Annotated in this window: 22 protein-coding genes and 1 pseudogene; 15 read left to right on the plus strand and 8 right to left on the minus strand. The window is 58.6% G+C overall.

Going from position 1 to position 20,504, the window contains the following annotated elements; all coding sequences use genetic code 11:
* Positions 1-98 precede the first annotated feature (98 nt).
* The 8 genes from AC0V60_RS02645 to AC0V60_RS02680 are packed head-to-tail and all read left to right on the plus strand — an operon-like array spanning position 99 to position 5,996.
* Positions 99-1,268: an amidase gene (locus AC0V60_RS02645; RefSeq protein ID WP_486177005.1), complete on the plus strand. Its 1,170-nt coding sequence runs from the start codon at positions 99-101 to the stop codon at positions 1,266-1,268.
* A complete protein-coding gene (locus AC0V60_RS02650; protein WP_486177006.1) occupies positions 1,265-1,573 on the plus strand; it encodes an REDY-like protein HapK in 309 nt (102 codons plus the stop codon). Before AC0V60_RS02645 ends, AC0V60_RS02650 begins: the two co-directional genes overlap by 4 nt.
* A gap of 2 nt (positions 1,574-1,575) precedes the next feature.
* Positions 1,576-2,376 carry an SDR family NAD(P)-dependent oxidoreductase gene (locus AC0V60_RS02655; RefSeq protein ID WP_486177007.1) on the plus strand — a complete coding sequence of 267 codons (801 nt, stop codon included), beginning with the start codon at positions 1,576-1,578 and terminating at the stop codon, positions 2,374-2,376.
* Positions 2,376-3,245 carry a polysaccharide deacetylase family protein gene (locus AC0V60_RS02660; protein ID WP_486177008.1) on the plus strand — a complete coding sequence of 290 codons (870 nt, stop codon included), beginning with the start codon at positions 2,376-2,378 and terminating at the stop codon, positions 3,243-3,245. Before AC0V60_RS02655 ends, AC0V60_RS02660 begins: the two co-directional genes overlap by 1 nt.
* Positions 3,242-4,018 (plus strand): enoyl-CoA hydratase/isomerase family protein, encoded by a 777-nt coding sequence (locus AC0V60_RS02665; RefSeq protein WP_486177009.1) that lies wholly within the window; start codon positions 3,242-3,244, stop codon positions 4,016-4,018. Before AC0V60_RS02660 ends, AC0V60_RS02665 begins: the two co-directional genes overlap by 4 nt.
* Entirely contained in the window at positions 4,015-4,914 is a 900-nt protein-coding gene (locus AC0V60_RS02670) for a VOC family protein (RefSeq protein ID WP_486177010.1), read from the plus strand. Before AC0V60_RS02665 ends, AC0V60_RS02670 begins: the two co-directional genes overlap by 4 nt.
* Positions 4,915-5,694: a hypothetical protein gene (locus AC0V60_RS02675; RefSeq protein WP_486177011.1), complete on the plus strand. Its 780-nt coding sequence runs from the start codon at positions 4,915-4,917 to the stop codon at positions 5,692-5,694. It begins immediately after the preceding gene.
* Positions 5,691-5,996, plus strand: a complete 306-nt coding sequence (locus AC0V60_RS02680; protein ID WP_486177012.1) for a YciI family protein — start codon at positions 5,691-5,693, stop codon at positions 5,994-5,996. Before AC0V60_RS02675 ends, AC0V60_RS02680 begins: the two co-directional genes overlap by 4 nt.
* Here AC0V60_RS02680 and AC0V60_RS02685 read toward each other — a convergent pair.
* The 4 genes from AC0V60_RS02685 to AC0V60_RS02700 are packed head-to-tail and all read right to left on the minus strand — an operon-like array spanning position 5,993 to position 9,889.
* Positions 5,993-6,592: a carboxymuconolactone decarboxylase family protein gene (locus AC0V60_RS02685; protein WP_486177013.1), complete on the minus strand. Its 600-nt coding sequence runs from the start codon at positions 6,590-6,592 to the stop codon at positions 5,993-5,995. The genes AC0V60_RS02680 and AC0V60_RS02685 overlap by 4 nt on opposite strands.
* Positions 6,589-7,566 (minus strand): quinone oxidoreductase family protein, encoded by a 978-nt coding sequence (locus AC0V60_RS02690; protein ID WP_486177014.1) that lies wholly within the window; start codon positions 7,564-7,566, stop codon positions 6,589-6,591. Before AC0V60_RS02690 ends, AC0V60_RS02685 begins: the two co-directional genes overlap by 4 nt.
* Before the next feature lie 3 nt (positions 7,567-7,569).
* Entirely contained in the window at positions 7,570-8,379 is an 810-nt protein-coding gene (locus AC0V60_RS02695; RefSeq protein ID WP_486177015.1) for a hypothetical protein, read from the minus strand.
* A complete protein-coding gene (locus AC0V60_RS02700) occupies positions 8,351-9,889 on the minus strand; it encodes a sodium:solute symporter family transporter (protein WP_486177016.1) in 1,539 nt (512 codons plus the stop codon). Before AC0V60_RS02700 ends, AC0V60_RS02695 begins: the two co-directional genes overlap by 29 nt.
* Here AC0V60_RS02700 and AC0V60_RS02705 point away from each other — a divergent pair.
* From AC0V60_RS02705 to galK, 6 genes are read left to right on the plus strand one after another with little or no spacing between them, the layout of a single operon-like run.
* Entirely contained in the window at positions 9,852-10,367 is a 516-nt protein-coding gene (locus tag AC0V60_RS02705) for a hypothetical protein (RefSeq protein WP_486177017.1), read from the plus strand. The two genes, AC0V60_RS02700 and AC0V60_RS02705, sit on opposite strands and share 38 nt — an antisense overlap.
* A gap of 30 nt (positions 10,368-10,397) precedes the next feature.
* On the plus strand, positions 10,398-10,886 hold the full coding sequence (locus tag AC0V60_RS02710) for a hypothetical protein (RefSeq protein WP_486177018.1): 489 nt from the start codon (positions 10,398-10,400) through the stop codon (positions 10,884-10,886).
* Positions 10,880-12,664 (plus strand): alpha-galactosidase, encoded by a 1,785-nt coding sequence (locus tag AC0V60_RS02715; protein ID WP_486177019.1) that lies wholly within the window; start codon positions 10,880-10,882, stop codon positions 12,662-12,664. The genes AC0V60_RS02710 and AC0V60_RS02715 overlap by 7 nt, the downstream gene beginning before the upstream one ends.
* Positions 12,664-14,151: a glycerol-3-phosphate dehydrogenase gene (gene glpD / locus AC0V60_RS02720; protein WP_486177020.1), complete on the plus strand. Its 1,488-nt coding sequence runs from the start codon at positions 12,664-12,666 to the stop codon at positions 14,149-14,151. The genes AC0V60_RS02715 and glpD overlap by 1 nt, the downstream gene beginning before the upstream one ends.
* Entirely contained in the window at positions 14,151-15,245 is a 1,095-nt protein-coding gene (locus AC0V60_RS02725) for a galactose-1-phosphate uridylyltransferase (RefSeq protein ID WP_486177021.1), read from the plus strand. The genes glpD and AC0V60_RS02725 overlap by 1 nt, the downstream gene beginning before the upstream one ends.
* Positions 15,242-16,273: a galactokinase gene (gene galK, locus AC0V60_RS02730; protein WP_486177022.1), complete on the plus strand. Its 1,032-nt coding sequence runs from the start codon at positions 15,242-15,244 to the stop codon at positions 16,271-16,273. Before AC0V60_RS02725 ends, galK begins: the two co-directional genes overlap by 4 nt.
* On the opposite strand, the gene AC0V60_RS02735 is transcribed toward galK, so the two are convergent.
* Genes AC0V60_RS02735 through AC0V60_RS02745 form a run of 3 tightly spaced genes read right to left on the minus strand, consistent with a single transcriptional unit; the run spans position 16,270 to position 18,859 of the window.
* Positions 16,270-17,067, minus strand: a complete 798-nt coding sequence (locus AC0V60_RS02735) for an SDR family NAD(P)-dependent oxidoreductase (protein WP_486177023.1) — start codon at positions 17,065-17,067, stop codon at positions 16,270-16,272. The two genes, galK and AC0V60_RS02735, sit on opposite strands and share 4 nt — an antisense overlap.
* A 33-nt stretch (positions 17,068-17,100) precedes the next feature.
* Complete coding sequence (locus AC0V60_RS02740; RefSeq protein WP_486177024.1) at positions 17,101-18,030, minus strand: hypothetical protein; 930 nt, start codon at positions 18,028-18,030, stop codon at positions 17,101-17,103.
* Between the two features lie 19 nt (positions 18,031-18,049).
* The gene (locus AC0V60_RS02745; protein WP_486177025.1) at positions 18,050-18,859 is read right to left on the minus strand and encodes a CmcJ/NvfI family oxidoreductase; all 810 of its coding nucleotides are present in this window, start codon (positions 18,857-18,859) and stop codon (positions 18,050-18,052) included.
* A 118-nt stretch (positions 18,860-18,977) separates the two neighbouring features.
* Between AC0V60_RS02745 and AC0V60_RS02750 the strand changes: the two are divergent.
* Positions 18,978-19,879 (plus strand): annotated as a pseudogene (locus AC0V60_RS02750) (LysR family transcriptional regulator).
* 1 nt (position 19,880) lies between these two features.
* Here AC0V60_RS02750 and mobA read toward each other — a convergent pair.
* Entirely contained in the window at positions 19,881-20,498 is a 618-nt protein-coding gene (gene mobA, locus AC0V60_RS02755; RefSeq protein ID WP_486177026.1) for a molybdenum cofactor guanylyltransferase, read from the minus strand.
* Between the last annotated feature and the right edge of the window lie 6 nt (positions 20,499-20,504).

The following is a 20,504-nucleotide window of genomic DNA, read 5'->3' on the forward strand; positions in this document are numbered from 1 at the left end:
CCCGCTTGCGGGAGGGGTTGGGGTGGGCCCACCCCGCTGCGACTAGCGAGCAAGCTCGCAAGTCTCACTGCCCCTCCCGCAGGCGGGAAGGGAGACACATGATCGACCGCTACAACGCCTTTCTCTACCGCGATGAGGCCGCCTCTGGCGGGGAAGGCGCGCTCGCTGGCCTCACCGTTGGCGTAAAGGCGAATATCGCGGTCAAAGGCATGCCGTTCCACGCGGGGATCGGCGCGTGGGAAGATCGGGTTGCCGAGGCTGATGCCGAGGTCGTGAGGCGACTTCGCGCAGAAGGTGCAATCATCTCCGGCATTCTCAACATGGAAGAAGGTGCGCTTGGTGCAAAAACCGACAATCCCCACTTTGGTCCTGTCCAAAACCCGCACCGTGAAGGCTATTCCCCCGGCGGCTCATCGGGCGGCAGCGGGGCTGCGGTAGCTGGGGGTCTTTGCGACGTGGCGCTTGGCACCGACACCATGGGCTCGGTTCGTATTCCCGCAGCGCATTGCGGGGTTTACGGGTTTAAGCCTGCGACTGAAGCGGTGAGCCAGGATGGGCTAATCCCCGCAGACCCGAACCTTGATGCGATTGGTCCCTTGGCGCGCGACCTCGATTCGCTTGAACGCGCCGCACGGGTTATCAGCGACTTTGGCGAGGGAGAGGTTTCAGGCGAAGGCGCGATGCTGACCGACCACGGCGTCAATGTGCACGCCGACGTGGTCATGGCATTCACAAGCACACTGGGAACCTTGGATACCAAGCCATCGCCCGTTGCGCTTTCACACAAACAAAGCCGCATCCGTTTTGCCGGGTTTATCGAGACATCGAAATTCATGGCGGAGGATTTGGAGGGTGTTGCGGTCACCGACCACCTCGCCAAGCTCCTCACCTACGGCCCGCGCCGCACCCACGAGGATTGGGAAGAGGATCAGGCGATTTTGGCGTCTGTCCGAGTGGCAGTGCGCAGCATCATCGAGGCGCACGGGTTCCTCATCATGCCCACCGTCCCCAATCCCGCTTTTCCGCACGCCGAACCCGAACCCGCCGCACAGGCCGACTTCACCTGTCTTGCCAATATCGCTGGCCTACCTGCGATCAGCATCCCTGCAGGCTGGACAGGGGACGGCCTGCCCATCGGCGTTCAAATCGTCGGCGCGGCTGGCGCAGAGGCAAGCCTGTTCCGCCTTGCACGACATATTGATACCAAACTTAGCGCCTATCGCGCCCCGAAATCTATTAGGCCGCAATCTATGGGAGAGACTTCATGAGAATTATCGTACCCTTTAACTTGAAGCCCGGCACCGATGTTGCCGAATACGAAGAATGGGCCAAAACCAAGGACGTGCCGACCGCAAGCGCGCTTCCCTCGGTCAACAGTTTCACCATCCACAAGGCGACAGGCCTCTTCGGAGATCCCGATACACCGCCGCCCTATGCCTATTTCGAAATTCTCGACATCACCGATATGGACGCCTTTATCGCGGATGTGTCGGACCCTGAGTTTCAGGCCAAAGCCGCGCCATTTCAGGACTATGCCGATGCGCCGCAGTTTGTCTTGACTGAGGATCTGTAATCGTGGGAAAGTTTACCGGCAAAACCGTCGTCGTCACCGGCTCGGGCAAGCAGAAGGGGCTGGGGCAGGGCATCTTACAGGCCTTCGCCGATGAAGGTGCGAATTGCGTCGTCTCAGACCTTGCGATTGATAGCGAGGCTGAGGCAGTTGCTGAGGAGCTTCGCGGGCGCGGGGCCGAGGTTGCGACTTTTGCTTGTGATGTCTCGAAGGTGGATCAATGCGCGAAGCTGGTTCAGCAGACGCTTGAGGCGTTTGGCGGCGTTGATGTGTTCGTGAACAACGCTGGGATCGGCTTTAAGATGAAGCCGCTGCTCGAAGTTGATACTGTTAGCGAATGGGATCAAGTGCTTAGCGTCAATCTTTCAGGTGCATTCTATTCCACACAGGCGGCGGCCCGTGCCATGGTGGAAAAAGGGCAAGGCGGGCGCATTATCAACATCGCCAGCCAAGCGGCCAAGACAGGCTTTCCGCATCTGCCCGCTTACGTGTCATCCAAGCACGGCATGGTGGGCCTTACACGGGCCTCGGCCGTCGAGCTTGGTGCGCACGGGATCACAGTCAACGCGGTGTGCCCGAACCACGTCACAACGGGCCTCGGCGCAAAACAAAATGAGTATTTCTCTAAGCTCTTGGGCTTTGAAACGGTCGAGGCCTACCGTGCCAATATGAGCGCCAAGAACCCTATGGGCCGGCCCGGCCTGCCAAGTGATACCGCTGCTGCGTGTCTATGGCTTGCCAGCGATGAGGCGTTTTATGTCACCGGAGAAGCGCTGAACGTCAGCGGCGGTGAGGAGATGCACTGATGCCTTTAGTCGAAGAACGCATGGATTGGCCGGAGGGGGCAAAGCTTGCCCTTAGCGTTGTCGTGAACGTCGAAGAAGGCTCCGAAATGACCATCGCGCGCGGTGATCGCGGGATGGAGCCAGTGGATGAGCTCGGCGTCTTCGTAAAATCGAAGATGCGCAATTACTCCAATGAATCCAACTATCTCTACGGCATCAAGGCGGGCGCGCCTCGGATCGTCAAACTGCTCAAGCGCTATGACATCATGGCAAGTTGGACCGTGGCGGCACTGTCCCTTGAAAATCACCCTGAGATTGCTGAGGCTATCGTTGAGCTTGGCCATGAACCGGTGAGCCACGGCTGGCGCTGGGTGCATCAGTTCAAGATGGATGAGAACCAAGAGCGCGAATTTATCCAAAAGGCTGTGACGAGCATCGAGAAAACCTGCGGGGTGCGGCCCTATGGCTGGCTTTCGCGCTATTTGCTGACGGATAACACGCGCAGGCTGCTCCAAGAGGAGGGCTTCACCTATCATATGGACGATTACTCCGGTGACGTACCCTTCTGGGACCGCGACACGACTGGCAAGCCGATGTGCATCGTCCCCTATCAGCTTGATAACAACGATATGAAGATGTGGACCGATCCCGCGCTTACCCCGCACCAATGGCTTGATTATGCGAAGGCCAATTTCGATCAGGCGTATCGCGAGGGCGAGGAGGGCAATCCGAAGATGATGAGCCTTGGGCTGCATTTGCGTATCATCGGTCGTCCGGGACGGATCTGGGCGCTGGAAGAGTTTTTCAAGCACGTCCGCGCGCACGAAGGCGTCTGGGTGACAACGCGTAAAAGCATCGCTGACCACTTTATGTCGGGGAATCCCGCGTGAGCCCCAATACCGACAATCTGCGCTTAGAAATTGACGGGCCGGTCGCCAATCTGCTGATAGACCGAGCGGATAAGCGCAATGCGTTCAATATGGCCATGTGGGAGGCGATGCCTGCTCTGCTTGCCAAGGCGAGCGAGACCGAGGGCGTGCGGGTGCTGTTGCTGCGTTCGGCCAAGCCCGGTGGTGCGTTTTGCGCAGGCGCAGACATCTCTGAATTGCTGGCGAACAAGGACGATGCCGACTGGCGCGCGCGCAATCAGGCGGCGATCAACCGGGTGCAGTATGAGCTGGCGCGGCTTCCCTTGCCGACGGTTGCCGTGGTCGAAGGGGACTGCATCGGCGGCGGATGCGGACTGGCTTTGGCCTGCGATCTTCGCGTTGCGGCAAATGCGAGGGCGCGTTTCGGGATTACGCCTGCCAAGCTTGGCCTCGTATACCCCTTGCATGATGTAAAGCTGCTCACCGATCTGGTCGGGCCGGGGCACGCAAAGCGGATGCTCTATACCGGGATGCTGCTTGATGCCGAAGAGGCGAGGCGTATTGGCCTGATCGAAGAGATTACCGATACGCCAGAGACGGTGATCGACGCGCTGCTAACTGCAAGCCCGCATTCGATCCGCGAGACCAAGGGCTTTGTCCGAAGGGTTCTGGACGGTCAGACTGCTGACGATGCGGACACGCTACGGATTTTCGGCGAGGCCTTCACTGGCTCCGATTTCCTTGAGGGCACCACCGCCTTTGTCGAGAAGCGCAAACCGGAATTTGGCAAATGAGCATCGCGCACGGGACAATCCTTGGCGGCCTTTCGACCGTTCCCGATCTCGAAGCGGCCTTGCGAGGCTATGGCGATTGCCTTGGGCTCGAATTGGTGGAGAAGGGCGCACTGCCCGGTGATCTTGCAGCAAGCTGGGGGTGCGAGGGCAACGCTGGATCATCGTATGCTGTGCTGCGGCCCAAAAGCGGCGAACCCTGCTGGTTCCGGCTCGTCGAACAAAAGGACCACCCCGAATTTCTCCCCACGCGCAGCTTCGGCTGGGCAGCGTTTGAATGCACCGTCGAAGACGTCTGGCATTGGCCTGAAGTTGTCGAAGAAGCGGGTTTCACCATCGTCGGCCCGCCGAAAAAGCTCGAGAACATTGAGCCTGCCTTCATCCCAATGCAGGTGCTGGGTTCGGGCTGCGAGATGGTCTATTTGAACCAGGTCTTGAACGATATGCCGGGGACTGATCTGCCGCGCGCGAACTCTGCAGTGGACCGGATTTTCATCGTCGTTCTCGCCACCCCCGACCGCAATGCGAGCGTCCAATGGTATAGCGACAAGGTAGGGCTCACGCGCGGCGCGGATTACACTTTGCCCTATTCGATGATCAACAATGCCTTTCACCTTCCCGCCGACACGCAGACCACCATCACCATGGTCCAGCACGGGCGCATGCCAATCGTTGAGGTCGATGACTATCCGGATGAGACCACGATAAGGCCTCGCCATCCTGGCCATCTGCCACCCGGAAATGCTCTGGTGACGCTAGCGGTGAGCAACCTTGATGCTTGCGATGTCGAGTGGATTACTCCGCCTGCCACTCGCGAAGGCGCGCTTTATGAGGGACGCCGGACAGCGACCACGATTGGGGCAGGCGGTGAGATGTTGGAATTGGTTGAGGTTGGCTGAATGATAGTCCGCTCGATCATGACGCTAATCGCGGCTTTTGCCCTTGGCGCGATTCCGGTGAATGCCGAGGCGCTTCTTACCCCAAGTGAGGTCGTTGAACGCGGACTTACAGCGCATGGGGGCGACACCTTTATCGACCCTCAGACCCTCCAACTTACAGGCACCGCCACCTTCTTCGACCCCGCCACCGGAACAGTCCGCTCCACAGCTGACAACTACCGTATGTGGCGCGAGTTTGAACGTGGGCGCACTGTCGCTCACGGCGCGGACGGCAAGGTGCGGATTGTCGCCAAGAGCAGCGAACGCACGCTGTTCGAGGTCGGCTATGATGGCGAGACCACCTGGACGCAGAACGGCATCATGCCCAAACCCCAAGCCGACGCCTACTGGGCCAACAATTTCGGCTTTGGCATCATCCGTTCAGCGCTCGACGAAGGCTTTACGCTCAGCTTTGCACCTCCGCGCAACCTTCAGGGGCACGAGATCACTCTAGTGCGTATCACCGACCCCGGCGGCCAAGAAACCCTCTTTGGATTTGACGCCGAAAGCAGCTTTATCCGCTACATGGCGTTCGACAGCCCGCGCGGGTTTCACGAACGCATTTATGATGACTTTGTGCGTCTGCCCGAAAGCGGCTGGGTACAGGCGCGGTCGGTCTCGCTCTTGTACGACGGCGTAATGAGCAATAGGGTTCTTTGGGAAACAGTCACCATCGGCGAGCCGATCGAGCCATCGGTATTCGAGCCGCCCCAGGTGTTGCCGCAGGAGAGCCCGCAATGACTTTGTTCGCGTTTCTATGCCGGGACGGCGTCAATGGCGAGAGCCTGCGCGAGCGGCTTTTGGCTGACCACCTTGCCCATGTCGAGACCGTGATGGATAAGATTGCAGTGGCAGGGCCTCTTAAGGAGGACGGCAAGACCATCGGTTCGCTGCTTATCATCAAGGCTGAAACCGAAGCCGAAGCGCGCCAAACCTTTGAAGCTGATCCCTACTTTGCCGCTGGCGTCTGGGATGAGGTCGAGGTCGACCACTTTCTTGGCGTCGCAGGCGATTGGGTCGGCGGAGCGGCCTGGAAGAACTAACTGTGTTTGTGCCGGCCGGGCTCCCACACATCTTCTGAATACGTCTCGGTCGCAAAGCCCAAAGGCTTATCCTCAAGTTCGGTCGCAAGCGTATCGTTCCAACGGTTGAGAAAGCCAAACAGACCGATAACGCCCATAATCTCCATGATCTGCTGCTTTGAGAAGTGCTTCTCCAGGGCGCGGAAATGACCGTCGCTCGCGGCATTAGGCTGCGTTCCGGCGGCAAGCGCGAGGTCCAAGGCCGCCCGTTCTGCTTCCGAAAATGCAGGGTCGCTCGCGTATTCCCAAACTCGCGCGACCTTCTCCTGATCCGCGCCTGCCATCTCCACTGCGCCGTGAGCGGTGTGCGCTTGGCAATAGCGGCATCCCGCAGCGCCGCTGGTGATTGTCGCAATCAGGCGTTTCAGGACCGGGTCCAAGGCGCCGGGCTTATAGATCACCTGCACCAGTCGCTCCATCGCTTCGAGCAACTCGGGCCAATGCGCCATCGTCAGCACATCGTTGGGCGCAAACCCCATGATCTCTTGCGCATAGGTCAGCGCTTCACGGGTCTTGGGCGGCAAGTCCTCGACCGCCATCGGCGCAATCCGGCTCATGGCAGGAGAACGGTCGAGCCGGTGGTCTTGCCCGCTTGAAGGTCGCGGTGAGCCTGTGCTGCGTCGGTCAAAGCGTAGGTCTGTCCGATGGTCACCGACAAAGCGCCCTTGTCAAACAAGTCCCACACCCGCGCAGCCCCTGCGGCGCGCTCTACGGGATCTTCGTAATAGTGAAACAGCATGGGGCGCGTGTTGAAAAGCGAGCCTTTGAGCGCCAGCACGCCGACATCAACCTCGCCCACCGGCGCATCGGCATTGCCATAATTGATGATGAGCCCGCGCTGACCCGTGGCATCGAGCGAGGTCTCCCAAGTCGAGCGGCCGATCCCGTCGAAAGTGACGCGAACGCCCTTGCCGCCGGTGATTTCGCGGGTTCGGGCGGCGGTGTCCTCTTGCCTATAAAAGATCACGTGGTCAGCCCCCGCCGCGCGGGCAGCTTCGGCCTTCGCCTCGGTTGAAACCGTACCGATGACCTCTGCGCCAATGTGGTGGAGCCATTGCACAAGGAGGAGGCCGGTCGCCCCGGCGGCTGCGTGAACGAGCACGGGCCATCCGGCTTCGACCTTTCCGCATCGCTCGACGAGGAATTCGGTGGTGCAGGCTTTCAGGATCGCCGCTGCCGCCGTCTGGTCGTCGATAAAATCGGGGAGGCGGAAAAGGTGTTCAGCGCCGATATTTCGGTGGGTCGCGTAGGCACCTAGGAGCGGGCCAAAGGTCGCCACCCGGTCGCCCTCCTTGAAGCCCTCAACGCCTTCACCCACGGCGACGATCTGGCCCGCAGCTTCCAGCCCCATTCCGCTTGGCAAGGGAGCAGGATAGATGCCGCGCCGGTGATAGGTGTCGATATAATTGAGGCCGACCGCGCCGTGCTCAATGGTGACTTCACCCGGAGCAGGGGCAGGGTGGTCTTCGGTCACCCATTCGATGACTTCAGGGCCTCCGGTTTCCTTAAAGAATGCGCGTGTTGATTGCATGGCTTAGCTTTCCTCTCGGCTGCAACTGGCTTGGACCCAGCGCAGGTTTACGCCGATCAAATTGGCATCTGGCGCGGCCCAGGAATAACTTTCTGCGCGCACCGGATCGTCTTTGTGAATGTAGAGCACGAGCGAGGGCTTGTTCCGGCTGCCCTTTGCCCAGGTCACATTGCGCACGCGGATGGTAACATCGGGCGCAATGCCATCGCCAGCGACCGCCACGCGCCCGCCCTGGTCGAAGATTTTGAGTGTATTGGCAAAGGTCCAGTCGGCATCGCCATTGGGCTTTCCAGCGAACTTTTTGACCGAGACCCAGCACGACATTGCGCGCGCTTTGCGAAGCTCGCTCGCACCGATTTGCCAGCCACCTTCTTCGCGGGCTGAGAGGCCGGGAATGGGGGCGGCGGACCAGTTTCCATTGGCAGCGCCGAAGGCATCAATCATGCGCCATTGGTGATTTTCATCAACTTCGATCCCAACCCAGTCGGCCTCTTCGCGTCCTTCTTCCTCGGCGAAGTAGGCATCTTCGGTGTTCGTCCAGATCCCAGCGGGAAGTGTGTCATCGGCCATGGACGGCGTGGCCAGCATTGCGGCCCCGGCTGCAATAAATTTTAAGAGCGTTTGCATAGGCGTAAACATACCCGCCTCTTTGCCGATTGAAAAGAGTTGTCCGGACAAATGCTTCGCCCAAGCGGTGCCGCGCGCCAATAGCTTGAGCTGATAGCCCATAGCCCCGCCAATTCGGTAAGCTGCGTCAATCCGGCTTATCGCGGGACGGTGAAGATCAGGCCTCGCGTGCCTTCGCAAAGCCAACGAACCGCGCCTTATTTCCAAACACAAAGCGGTTGGTGAAAAGCGACACGGCGATGGATGAGAAAAGCACGAAGACCATTACATCAATATAGTGCAGCCAATCGAGCCCAAGGTAGCGGTAGTAGGTCATGCCGCCCCACATCTCTTGATCGGTGTAGAGGAAGAAGGTGTGGAAGGCGTAGATGCCAACGCCGTAAACCAGCCCTGCAACCGCGGCCCGTGCATCCATATTGCGGAACAAAAGCGCTGCTGCGAAGGCTGAGAGGATCGGCATTGAAAGAAGGCCGTTCAATTGCTGGAGCAGGTCAATGATGCTTTCAGCTGTTGCGTAGATAGGCACGAGCAGAACCGACACCACCATTGCGCCGATACCAACCTTGCGGTTGAGCTTGATCACATCGACATCCTTGTTGATGAACTTGCGGTGGAAGTCGACCGACCACAAGGTGATGGTCGCGTTCATAACGGCTGAATAGGTGGTCAGCACGGCTGCTGCGATCATTGCGGCGAACAGGCCGCTCATCCAACCGGGCAGGACTTGGTCAACGAGCAATCCGTAAGCCTTATCGCCCACTCCGCCGAACAATTCGTAAGCGACAACCCCTGGGATCACGACAATTGGCGGCACGATGAGCACGCGCACGATCGCCGCAGCCATAATGCCCTTCTGGGCCTCTTTGACGTTTGGCGCAGCGAGCGCTTTTTGCGTGATGTTTTGATTGGTGGACCAATAGAATATCTGGATGAAGATCATGCCGGTGAACAGGGTGTGGAACGGGATTTGGGAATCGTTATCGCCGACCATCGACATGCGCTCAGCAGGCACGCCTGAAAAGTCGAAGCCAATCGCTTGAAGCGCCAAGAACACCACAATGAGCGCCAGGCCAAGAATGCCGATGCCGCTGTAAGTGTCGAGCACCGCCACGGCGCGAAGGCCGCCCAATATAGCGTAAGCCGCGCCAACAACCGCGAAAATTGAAGCGATGATGAGCAGACTGAAGTCCTGTGCGTCCACCACGCCCGCATCGGTGATTACTACTTCTTGCACGCCAAACCCGAACAGCGATTGAATGAAGAGCGAGCCGGAATAGATCACCGCTGGCAGATAGATGAAGACGTTTCCGGCCAGAAACAGTCCGGAAATGACGGTGCGAATGCTGCCGCCATTGTATTTCTTTTCGAGCAGCTCCGTGACGGTGGTGCACTTCTCGCGGTAGTAAATTGGCACAAACACAAAGGCGAGCAGCATCAGCCCGATGAACCCTGCGATCTCCCACCAAGCCAGCAGAAACATCTGCGCCCCGTTCATGCCCACCAGTTGGTCGGTTGAAAGATTGGTCAGAGTGATCGCGCCTGCGACAAAAAACCAGCTGAGGCCCCCGCCTGCCAGAAAGATTTCCTTATCCGCCGACGCGTTGCTCGCGGCCTGCGCAGCGGAAACTTTCGCCCATGTGAAATAGGCAAGGGCTACCATGAGCCCAAAGAACACGGCGATCTGTAAAACGTCCATTGCGGCTTTCTCCCTGGCGGCCCGCACAGCTTTTCTGTTGTGCTGGATGCGGCCGCACTCTTTCAACTTGCAAGCAGCTCAGCAAGCCCCGGTTTTCCGCTTTTGGGCAATTGGGGTTCATGCCCCGTGTTTGTCCCAAGAAAAAGCGGCGGGTACCGCTGGTAATGGAGCGAGCATCCACACGCGTGTACTCAAACACCTGGTTTTGGAGGCGGGAGAAACCGCAAGTGTTTTCAACGAGGATGTTGAGACCTTCAATGAACGCTTGGAACTGGCCGGTCAGCGCATCGCTAACCGGGAGGCCGACCTGAGTTCTGCGTCCACCCCGGCGTTCTTCTCTTCCCACAGGCCTCCGCGTTTTGACCTGAAACTTTCGCTGGAAACACCGAAAAATTGGGGCGCACCCAAAACACCACTTTCGCCCGTGCCAAATTTCAAGCAAGTTGCGCATGCCAGCAAGCATCGAACACCAAACTGAGTTCGGCTGCGGTCCTTATGGATAGGTTGAATGGGTGAAGATGCGAAATCAAAGCAGCGGCATAAAGAAGGCCTCAGCCCTTGTGATGCTCAAATTTCGGCGATGGAGAAAGAGCACGGGGACCTTAAGCTCGATTTATCGGCGCAAAGTTGCGTGAGCGTGGACGAAGGGATCGTGACACTTAGCGGCGGCGGTGTGCGCATCGTTGTTGAGGCGCAGAATCAAGAACGCCCCAAGGTTCTGTACTGCGGGCCTGACTTGGGCGCGTTTGACCCTGCGCAGCTCAAAACCATGGCGGCATGGCAATACGTTGATGGCACCGCATCTCAAGAACGGGCGCTGACCTTGTCAAATGAGCTTGGGACGGGAACGCTGTCCCCTCCGGGGCTTGTCGCCAGCCGTGGCGGTGCGGATTGGGCACTTGATCTGAGGGTGGAGACCGTCCGGGTTCTGGATCAGGGGGCGTGCAAATACGCTGTATCGACCCAAATGCGAGGGTCGCAGCGGCCTACATGCTGACCCTCGACCAAGACACAGGCGTTCTCACCTCCAGCACCGAGATTGAGAACCTTGGGGCAGAGGCGCTCACCGTCGATTGGTGCGCGGGATTGTGCCTGCCGCTTGACCCGCGCTTGTCCGAGATCATGTCGTTTTCTGGCCGCTGGTCGGGCGAATTTCAAACCGAACACATTGGCGCTTTTCAAGGCAGCTTTGTGCGTGAAAACCGGGCGGGGCGAACCAGCCATGAGTGCTTTCCGGGCCTGATCCTAACCGAAGCATCGGCTAATGAAACGCGCGGGCTCGCCTGCGGATTTCACCTCGCTTGGAGCGGCAATCACCGCTCACAGGTAGACCGCTTGCCCGATGGACGCTCGCTTATTCAAATGGGTGAGCTTTTGTGGCCGGGCGAAGTGCAGCTTGGCACAGGTGAGAGCTATCGCACGCCAGACCTGCTCAGCGTTTGGTCGAATGCGGGTGTGGGCGCGGTATCGCGCGCTTTTCATTCGCATTTGACAAGCAGCATCCTCGACGCCCGCACCCGCGCAAAGCCGCGGCCTGTGCACTTTAATACCTGGGAAGCGGTCTATTTCTTCCATCAGGAAGACCGGCTGATCGAGCTTGCCGAAATGGCCGCATCTGTTGGCGCTGAACGCTTTGTGCTCGACGATGGCTGGTTTGGCTCGCGGCGCAGCGACGCAAGCGGGCTGGGCGATTGGTGGGTGTCGCCTGAGGTCTATCCGCAAGGGCTTCATTCTATCGTGAACAAGGTGCGCGGGCTCGGCATGGAGTTTGGCCTTTGGTTTGAACCCGAAATGGTCAATCCCGACAGCGATCTGTACCGCGCGCATCCCGATTGGGTGCTGGGCGCAAAAGGCTTGGACCAGATAGCGTTTCGCAATCAGTTCACTCTTAATGTGAGCAAGCCTGAGGTTGCAGACTATCTTTATGAGAAGATCGCGATGCTCGTGAGCGAGTACAAAATCGACTATATCAAATGGGATATGAACCGCGATTGCCACCATCCCGGTGGTAGCGATGGTCGCGCGGCGATGAGCAAGCAGACGCTTGCCGTCTATGCGCTTATCGACCGGCTTCGAGCAGCCTTCCCAAGCCTTGAAATCGAAAGCTGTGCTTCAGGCGGCGCGCGCACCGATTTTGCGATTTTGCGGCGCACAGACCGGCTATGGACATCGGACAACAATGACGCGCGCGACCGGCAGCACATCCAGAAAGGCGCATCCTATTTCTTCCCTTTGAGCGTGCTGGGCAGCCATGTTGGCCCTAAGAAATGCCATATCACCGGACGCCGCTTTTCGATGGAATTCCGGGTGGCGAGCGCTATCTTCGGGCATATGGGGCTTGAGCTTGACCTAGGCCTTGAACGCGAAGCGGACCGCGCGGTTCTCGCAAAAGGCATCGCGGTTTATAAGCAGCACCGCGAGCTTCTTCACACAGGACAATTCCACCGGGTGCAAAGCGCGCCGCACGCAAACATCGTCGGCGTGGTCTCAAAGGCGCGCGATGAGGCTTTGTTCAGCTATGCTTTGCTCAGCTCAAAGCCTCGCACCGCGCCTGATCGCCTGTTCTTCACCGGGCTTAATCGGGCCAGGAATTACCGCCTGCGCATCGTTTGGCCGATCACTGATCCTTCGATTAAGTCACCCTCGATCGTAAGTGAGGCGGATTTGCTAGGAGAGGGCTGTGTTTTTGCGGGCGCTGCGTTAATGGAGTTCGGCATGCAAACACCGCCCGTTCACCCTGACAGCGCGGTCATCTATCACCTTCACGAGGTCTAATGCCTGACAATTCTCCATATGATCTGCTGATTATCGGCGGAGGCATCAATGGCGCCGGGATCGCCCGCGATGCGGCGGGGAGGGGCCTCAATGTCCTGTTGGTGGAGAAGGATGACCTCGCCTCGCACACATCGAGCGCGTCGACCAAGCTGATCCATGGCGGGCTTCGTTATCTGGAGCATATGGAATTTCGCCTCGTTCGCGAAAGCCTGATTGAGCGTGAGCGGATTTTGAAGATTGCGCCGCATATTGTGTGGCCGATGCGGTTTGTGCTGCCTCACGACAAGGGACTGCGCCCCAAGTGGATGCTGCGCTTGGGGCTGTTCCTCTACGACAATCTGGGTGGGCGCAAATTGCTGCCTCCGACAAAGACGGTGAGCCTTCGCGAAGGCGGGCATGCAGCGGCGCTGGAAGACCGTCTGACGAGCGGGTTTGAATATTCGGATTGCTGGGTTGAGGACGCGCGGCTCGTTGTGCTCAATTGCATGGATGCAGCAGAGCGCGGGGCGGTCATTCGCACGCGGACTGAGTGTACGGGGCTTGCCAGTGAAGGCGGCATCTGGACCGCGACCCTCAAAACCGAAACGGGCGAGGAGGCTGTGCAGGCCAAAACGGTTGTCAACGCGGCGGGCCCATGGGTGGACGCTGTGCTAGGTAAGGCCAATAACGGCAAGGTGCAGCAAAATGTGCGGATGGTGCAGGGAAGCCATTTGATCTTCCCCAAGCTGTTTGACCATGATGAGGCGTATATCTTCCAGAACAAGGATGACCGCATCATCTTCGCGATACCCTATGAGCGCGACTATACGCTGGTGGGTACAACCGATGTATTGTGGGAAAAAGACCCTGCGAAGGTGGCGATTTCAGATGCGGAGAAGCAGTATATTTGCGATGCCGCAAACGAATATCTGCGCACCGATGTGTCTCCCGATCAGGCGGTCTGGGACTATTCCGGCGTGCGCCCGCTTTATGACGATCACTCTTCGGACAACTCGACGGTGACGCGCGATTATGTGTTCGATCTGGAGCAGCGCGGCGGCGCGCAGATTCTCTCGATCTTTGGCGGTAAGATCACAACCTATCGCAAGCTTGCCGAGCATGCTCTTGAAAAGCTTGAAGTTGGCGGCGAGGGTTGGACTGCTGATAAGGCGCTGCCGGGAGGGGATTTTGATCCTTTGGGCTTTGACCAATTGGTTGAGGGTTTTGCGCGGGAATACCCTTGGGCGGACAAGGCGATGCTGCGACGCTTCGCCCGTGCTTACGGCACGCGCACGCGCAAACTTCTCGGCGGTGTGACCAGTGCCAATGGCCTTGGCGAGCATTTGGGCGGGGATCTTTATGCACGAGAGCTTGAATATCTTTGCGATGCAGAATTCGTGACCGGCGCGGATGATGCTTTGTGGCGCCGCAGTAAGCTTGGCCTGCATCTGGATGAGGCGGCAAAGGCGAAGGTTGCGGGCTGGTTCGCAGCGCGAGAGACTGCGTGATGGCCAAAGCCAGTGCTCTAACGCGCACGGTTGGCAGCGCGCCCGTATACTGCCGAGAGCACCAAAAGGCAGATGGCCGGATGCTGCGGCTTTATGGTCGCGCGCCCCACGATTTGGCCCCTGCTAGCGAAAGCGCAGACGAAATCGCGCCCGAAATCTCTCTGGGCGGGGAGGTCCGTTATCACCCGCTTCGTAGCGAATGGAACGTCTATGCCGCGCACCGCCAGAACCGTACATTCAAACCTTCCGCAGCGGATGATCCGCTCGCGCCAACGCTGCCGGGCGGGGTCGAAACCGAGATACCGTTTGGCGATTTCGAGCTGGCGATTTTCGAGAACAAATTTGCCGCTTTCCACCATTCTGCCTCTGATGCCGCAGACCTAGCGGGGATATCATCTGAGCCGGCCAAGGGTGCGTGCGATGTCGTGGTCTATGCGCCGGACGCCAGCGGGAGCCTCCACACTATCGGGCAGGATCGGCGCGAGGTTCTAATTGCTGCGCTGATTGATCGTTATCAGGCGCTGTTTGCGGCGGGATGCAATTATGTGCTGCCGTTTGAAAATCGCGGAGACGAAGTGGGCGTCACGCTCCACCATCCGCACGGGCAGATTTATGGCTTTGAGCGCACGCCCGTCATACAGCAGCGCGCGGTTGATGCCTTTGCTGGCGGGTATGATCTGAGCGCGGAGATTGCGCTGGCAATGCCGGACTACGGGCTGGGTGAGAAGGGCGGGATCGCCGCCTTTGTGCCGCGTTTTGCGCGCTTTCCCTATGAGGTGTGGCTTGCCCCCAAGATGCGCCGCGAAGGCCCTTGGGATTGCACCGATGAGGAACTTGGCGCTCTGGCCTATTGGCTGGGCGAAATGACGCGGCGCTATGACGTGTTGTTTGAGCAGCCAGCGGCAACCATGATGGCGTTTCATGCCGCACCGCGCGGCGGGTCAGACGGCTATCACTTCACCGTGCAGTTTTACCCGCTTTTGCGTGCCAAAGGCCGGGTGAAATACCTCGCATCGGTGGAGCAACACACAGGGACTTTCACCGTCGATGTGATGCCCGAAAGCGCTGCGGACGCTTTGCGGAGCACCGCATGACCGGTCATGGGAGCGCTCCAGGCCGTGTGAACCTTATCGGCGAACATATTGATTACAATGGAGGAACGGTCCTGCCAGCAGCGTTGGCGGTGGGCGTCACGGTTGAGCTGGAACCGCGCTCTGATACCAGCATCCACATAACCGCAGACCAATATGATGCGCCCGCCGAGCGCAAACTTGGCGAAGACGCGCGCGGCGATTGGTCGGACCCCAGTGTCGGCGCTTTGCGCGAAGCCAAGGCGCTCGGGCTGATCAAAGGCGGGGCAAACCTCTCCATCATGTCAGACATTCCCCAAGGCGCAGGGCTATCTTCTTCCGCTGCGCTCACGGTTGCGATCCTCAAAGCTGCGCGTGATGCGGCCGGGATGAGCAAACCTTCAGATGCTGACCTGGCAGTCGCCGCGCGCCGGGTTGAAAATGAATATCTCGGTGTCCCCTGCGGCATTATGGATCAATTTGCAGTGGCAATCGCAAAGCCCGGTATGGCGATGGCGCTGGATACCGAAAAGCTCGAATATGAGCTTGTGGACCTGCCGCAAGACCACACCTTTGTGGTCATTCACTCCGGCGTCTCGCGTAAGCTCACCGATGGGCGGTACAAAGAGCGCAAGATTGAGTGCGACCGCGCAAAAGCTTTCTTTGCAGCGGACGATTTGTGTGCAATCGAGCCTCAGGAAATTGCAGGCTCGCAATTGGAAGAACCGATGCGCAAACGCGCGCTGCACTGCGCAACCGAACACCGCAGGGTTCTTGCAACCTTGGACGCACTGAAAGCGGGTGATCTGGAAACGGTCGGCGCGATGATGAACGAAAGTCATGCCTCAATGCGCGATGACTTCGAAATGTCGATCAAACCCATCGACGCGCTTGTCACATCCGCCGTCACATTAGGCGCGCTCGGTGCCCGGCTGACCGGCGGCGGCTTTGGCGGCTGCATCGTGGCTCTGGTCGCCAATGACGCGAAAGAAGAGTGGCAATCCTCCCTTCTTTCACGCCATCCCCAGGCGCACTTTATCTGCGAGGCTTAGGCGAGGAAGTCCTCGATCACGCGGATCAGCGCGCCATTCTTGGCCGTATCCAAAGCGTCCGGGTGAGGCTGCGCAAAGGTCTTGCGGTCGTTGTCGTAATACCGGCCAGTGGCGTCTGCGAACTCATCACTCGTGGCCGCGCGCCTCAAAATATCGGCGCCGATGGCAAGGTCATGACCTTGCTGGCCATATGCTTCCTTGACCATCTTGCTGCCCAGGAAAGACGCTGGGTTCACTGCAACAACAACCGGGCCATCGGGGCCAAGCCGGCGCGCCAGTTCTGCTGACCACATGGTGATCGCAAGCTTGCTTTGCGCATAGGCATCGCTGTCCGAAAACGGTTCCTTGGCAAGAAATGCGCCGAAATTGACGGGAGCTTGCGCAGCTGAGGAGAGGTTCACCACTCTTGCGGTGTTGTCCATGATCGCGAGTAAGGATTGGGTGAGCTGATAGGGCGCAATTGAATTCACAACAAAGCGCGCGTCATAGCCATCCTCGGTGAGCGGCTCAGACATTTTGAACACGCCCGCATTGTTGATGAGCACATCGAGTGATTGAAAATCGGCCTTGATCGCCTCGCCTAGGTCCTCAACCTCGGAGAGGAGCGACAAATCAGCGCGGTAAGTCGTCACTTCACCTGCGCCCGCCACGCCCGCCACGGCCTTGGCAGTTGCGGCAAGTTTATCTGCGCTGCGGCCGTGGAGGAGCAAGGTGTGCCCATCAGCGGCGAGCATTTTGGCGGTTTCAAATCCGATGCCGTCGGTAGCTCCGGTGATTGCGATAGTCTTGGTCATATTCTGTGGTCCCTTTAGTTGAGGGTGAAATGGTTAGAATGGGGCTGAGCCGTCTGAGGGGATGGTGGGCACGCTCCAACGCTTCTGCGCCGATACCGGCTGGACATTGCCCCCGTGCTGATACGGGATCTGGCCATGCTCCCCGTAGAGCCAGAGCACAAAGTTGTGCCGCTCGCCCTTCTTGATGAGTTTGGAGGCATGCATCGCGCTGCCGTGGTGGATGAGCGCCACGCCCGGCTCAAACGTCAGATCGGCCATTTGCTTTGTGAAAGGGTCCATAAAGCGCACCGCTGACCCCTCATAGTCCTCGCCGGGGAGGTTGAGGTTGATGTTCAAGGTGACGCTCGAGGCATCGGTATGCGCGCGAAGATCCTTGTCGCCGCCCTCCTGCCATTGGATCGAAAAACCAAAGGTCTGGCTGTCATAGCCATAGACATCGGGGAACAGCAGCCGTGCTATGGGACGCATAAAATGGTCCATCAGGTCGCGGTAGAACGCTTGGAATGTGGGCGCTGCCAAGTACCCTTCCGAGCGCGGGTCAAGCATGCCGCCCCCTTTGTTGAGGACAATACCGTAAGGCGGGCGCATGGGTATGCCTGCATCGGCCACGCGCGCCATATACTCGCGCAGCTCGCCCAGTTTTTCCGGGTTGAAGAACTGCGCTTTGTAGACGCCGGGGAAGACCTCTTCAAACAGGTCAGCAACAGCAAGCTCCTTGCTGGGATCGTCCCATGCTGCCTCGACCGCCTTCAAAAGCTCAGGCGAATAGAGCGAGCGGTCAAGGGTGATGCCGTTGTGGCCATTTTCGGCCTCCCACTGAGCCCAAGCGTCCTCAAAGGTGCGCTTATTGGTGTTCCAAAAGTGGTGTACGCTAGGGGCGCGTGCGAGCATTTCTTCGCGGCTGGGGCGAAGGACAGTGCGGGCCTTTTCAAGCGCGCTATCTAGTTTCGTGGCTGTAGACATATCGTGTGCCTTTCATTTCTCAGGAATAACGCACAAGTGTGCGGCTCTCGATGCTTTTGCGGGGGGCGGTGGCTTGCGCATCGCCGGGTAGGTCGAGCGCGCTGTGAGCAAGCTGCGGGCGGCCCTGGTTGTCGTAGATATTGAACACGGCAATCTCGTCCGGCGTCATGGCGGATTGATAGAACCACTCGTGGTCGTCATTCGCCGCAACGCCCAGAATCTGGCCAAAGCGGTCGGGGTAGACGAGGCCAATATCCATCCAGTCACCCGGCTTCACCGATGAGGGGCGGATGAAGCCAAGGGGCGATGTAGTGATCACCCGTTCTACCGGACGCCACACATTCACAAAGCCATATCCGGCCGTATGAAACTCTTCTGTGCGGGCCTCACCCACAAGGTCGATGAGACGTTCTTCAGCGCCAGCTTGGCTGTAGTCATTGTGAACATTGCGCGCTGGACGGCGGGGGGCGGCGGGGTCGTCGATCCGAACCGTGTGGTCAAAAACAATGACCTCTTTGGCGCCGATTTCTATGGTGAGGAGTTCTTGGAGCTCTGCATCATAGACCTCGCGCCATGCGTCATCGCGTTCAAAGTCTTGCACCACCGAAGGCCGTTTCAAAAAAGCGAGCCCGTCGCGGGCAAACTCGGGCTGAAACGCGGAAGAACGCACGTCAGAGACCTTTACCGGCGTTTTCGCCAGCTCTGGCGAAACCAGATTGCCGATGATCCCGTCAACATCGAACTCGAAGTTCTGAGGCTCGGTTTTTTTCACGTGATAGTTCACGCTTGCATCAATCATCGCTTGGCTAATGGTGGCCGGGCTTTGCATCGTGTGTCTCCAATTCAGCTGCGAGTTCCGCTCGTCGCTGTTATGGGCTTAATATAATGCTCTTGTGGTGATATAAATGGGCTAGAATTATAATCAGTTTTTAGATATTCTATATAATATGGACACCGATGCTCTGCGTCTCTTTGTGATCGCCGCTGACCTTCTCAACATCAGTGCAGCTGGTCGCCAATTGGGTTTAGCCCCTGCTGTGGCGGGCGCACGGCTTGCGAAATTGGAGCGGGAGGTGGGCGCAGATCTGCTTCACCGCTCGACACGCAAGGTGTCTGTGTCGCTGGAGGGTGAGGAGTTTTTGCCCTTCGCCAAAGAGATCCTTGCACAAGAGGATGCAGGCCTCGCGGCATTGGGTAAGGGAAGCGCCGAGGTTTCAGGCACCTTGCGCTTTGCTTGTTCCAGCACCTTTGCGCAAGAATACATCGTGCCGCTGCTGCCAGAGTTTCTGGCGGCCTATCCCAAGATCGACCTTGATCTGCGTTTGTCAGACGCCCGCATTGATCTCATTGAGGGGGGTATGACCTCGCGCTGCGCAATCTCGCGATTGAAGACAGCTCGCTGATGGGCCGCAAGCTTGCCGATGATACGCGGGTGCTGTGTGCATCGCCTGCGTATTTGAAACAGCGCGGAACGCCCCAAACGCCAGAGGATTTGGGGGACCACCGCCTGATCGCCTTTGGCAATGAGGCGCGTTCTTTGACCGCTACGGGGGAAAGGCAGTGCGAGTTTCCGCCTGCTTTTGCACGCGGTATAATCAAATGCGATGATGGGACAAGCATGCGGCTTGCAACACTGGAAGGGGTGGGCATTTCGATGAACTCGCTGTGGAGCGTGCATGAAGAGCTGCGCGATGGCAGTCTCATTCGCGTCCTTCCCGATTATGAGGTGAAGGATGGGTCGGCCGTGTGGCTAGTCTACCCCAAATCCAATGTACTAACCGCCAAAGTGCGCACCATGATCGACTTTCTGACCGAACGCGTCGGCTCGCCGCCTGTTTGGGAGCGCTGAATTACACTTGGGTGAGCCCGCTCAGCATCTCCTCAGCCTTTTCCATGTCGCCGGGTGTGTTGATGTTCCAGAACGGGTCCAATCCCCCGGCGCCCTGACCGAAACTGACAAGGCAAGCATCGCACTGCTCGGCCCAGCCATGCGCGGACCTTTTGCCAGAGCGCAAATAGGTATCCAGACCAGCCTGCTGATCAACATGCCAGAACCCGTTTACAGGGTGCCAATGATCCTCGCTTGCGGCGATTGCTGGCGGGCTATTGGCGGTCAGTTTCTCGGCGAAGTCGCAAGGCACAAACGGCAGATCGACTGCGATTGTGATGACGGTATCGAACCCGCATTGCCGGGCCCATATCAGGGCCGCAAAAATCCCGGCGAGAGGTCCAGCGCCGGTCCAATGTTCATCTGGGATGAGGGGCACGCTGTACTGCGAAAACATATCGGCCTGTCCGGTGTTGATCGCAATCGGAGCGCAGGTCTGCGCACGAAGCCTTGCCAGAATATGCTCAGCCAAAGGCTTGCCAGCCAATTGGGCGTGGGCCTTGTCGCTGCCAAAGCGCTCGGACGTACCGCCAGCGAGGATACACACTGGAATATTGGGGATACCGTGTCTTGCAGCCATCGTCAC

Source organism: Erythrobacter sp. S259 (assembly GCF_057364965.1).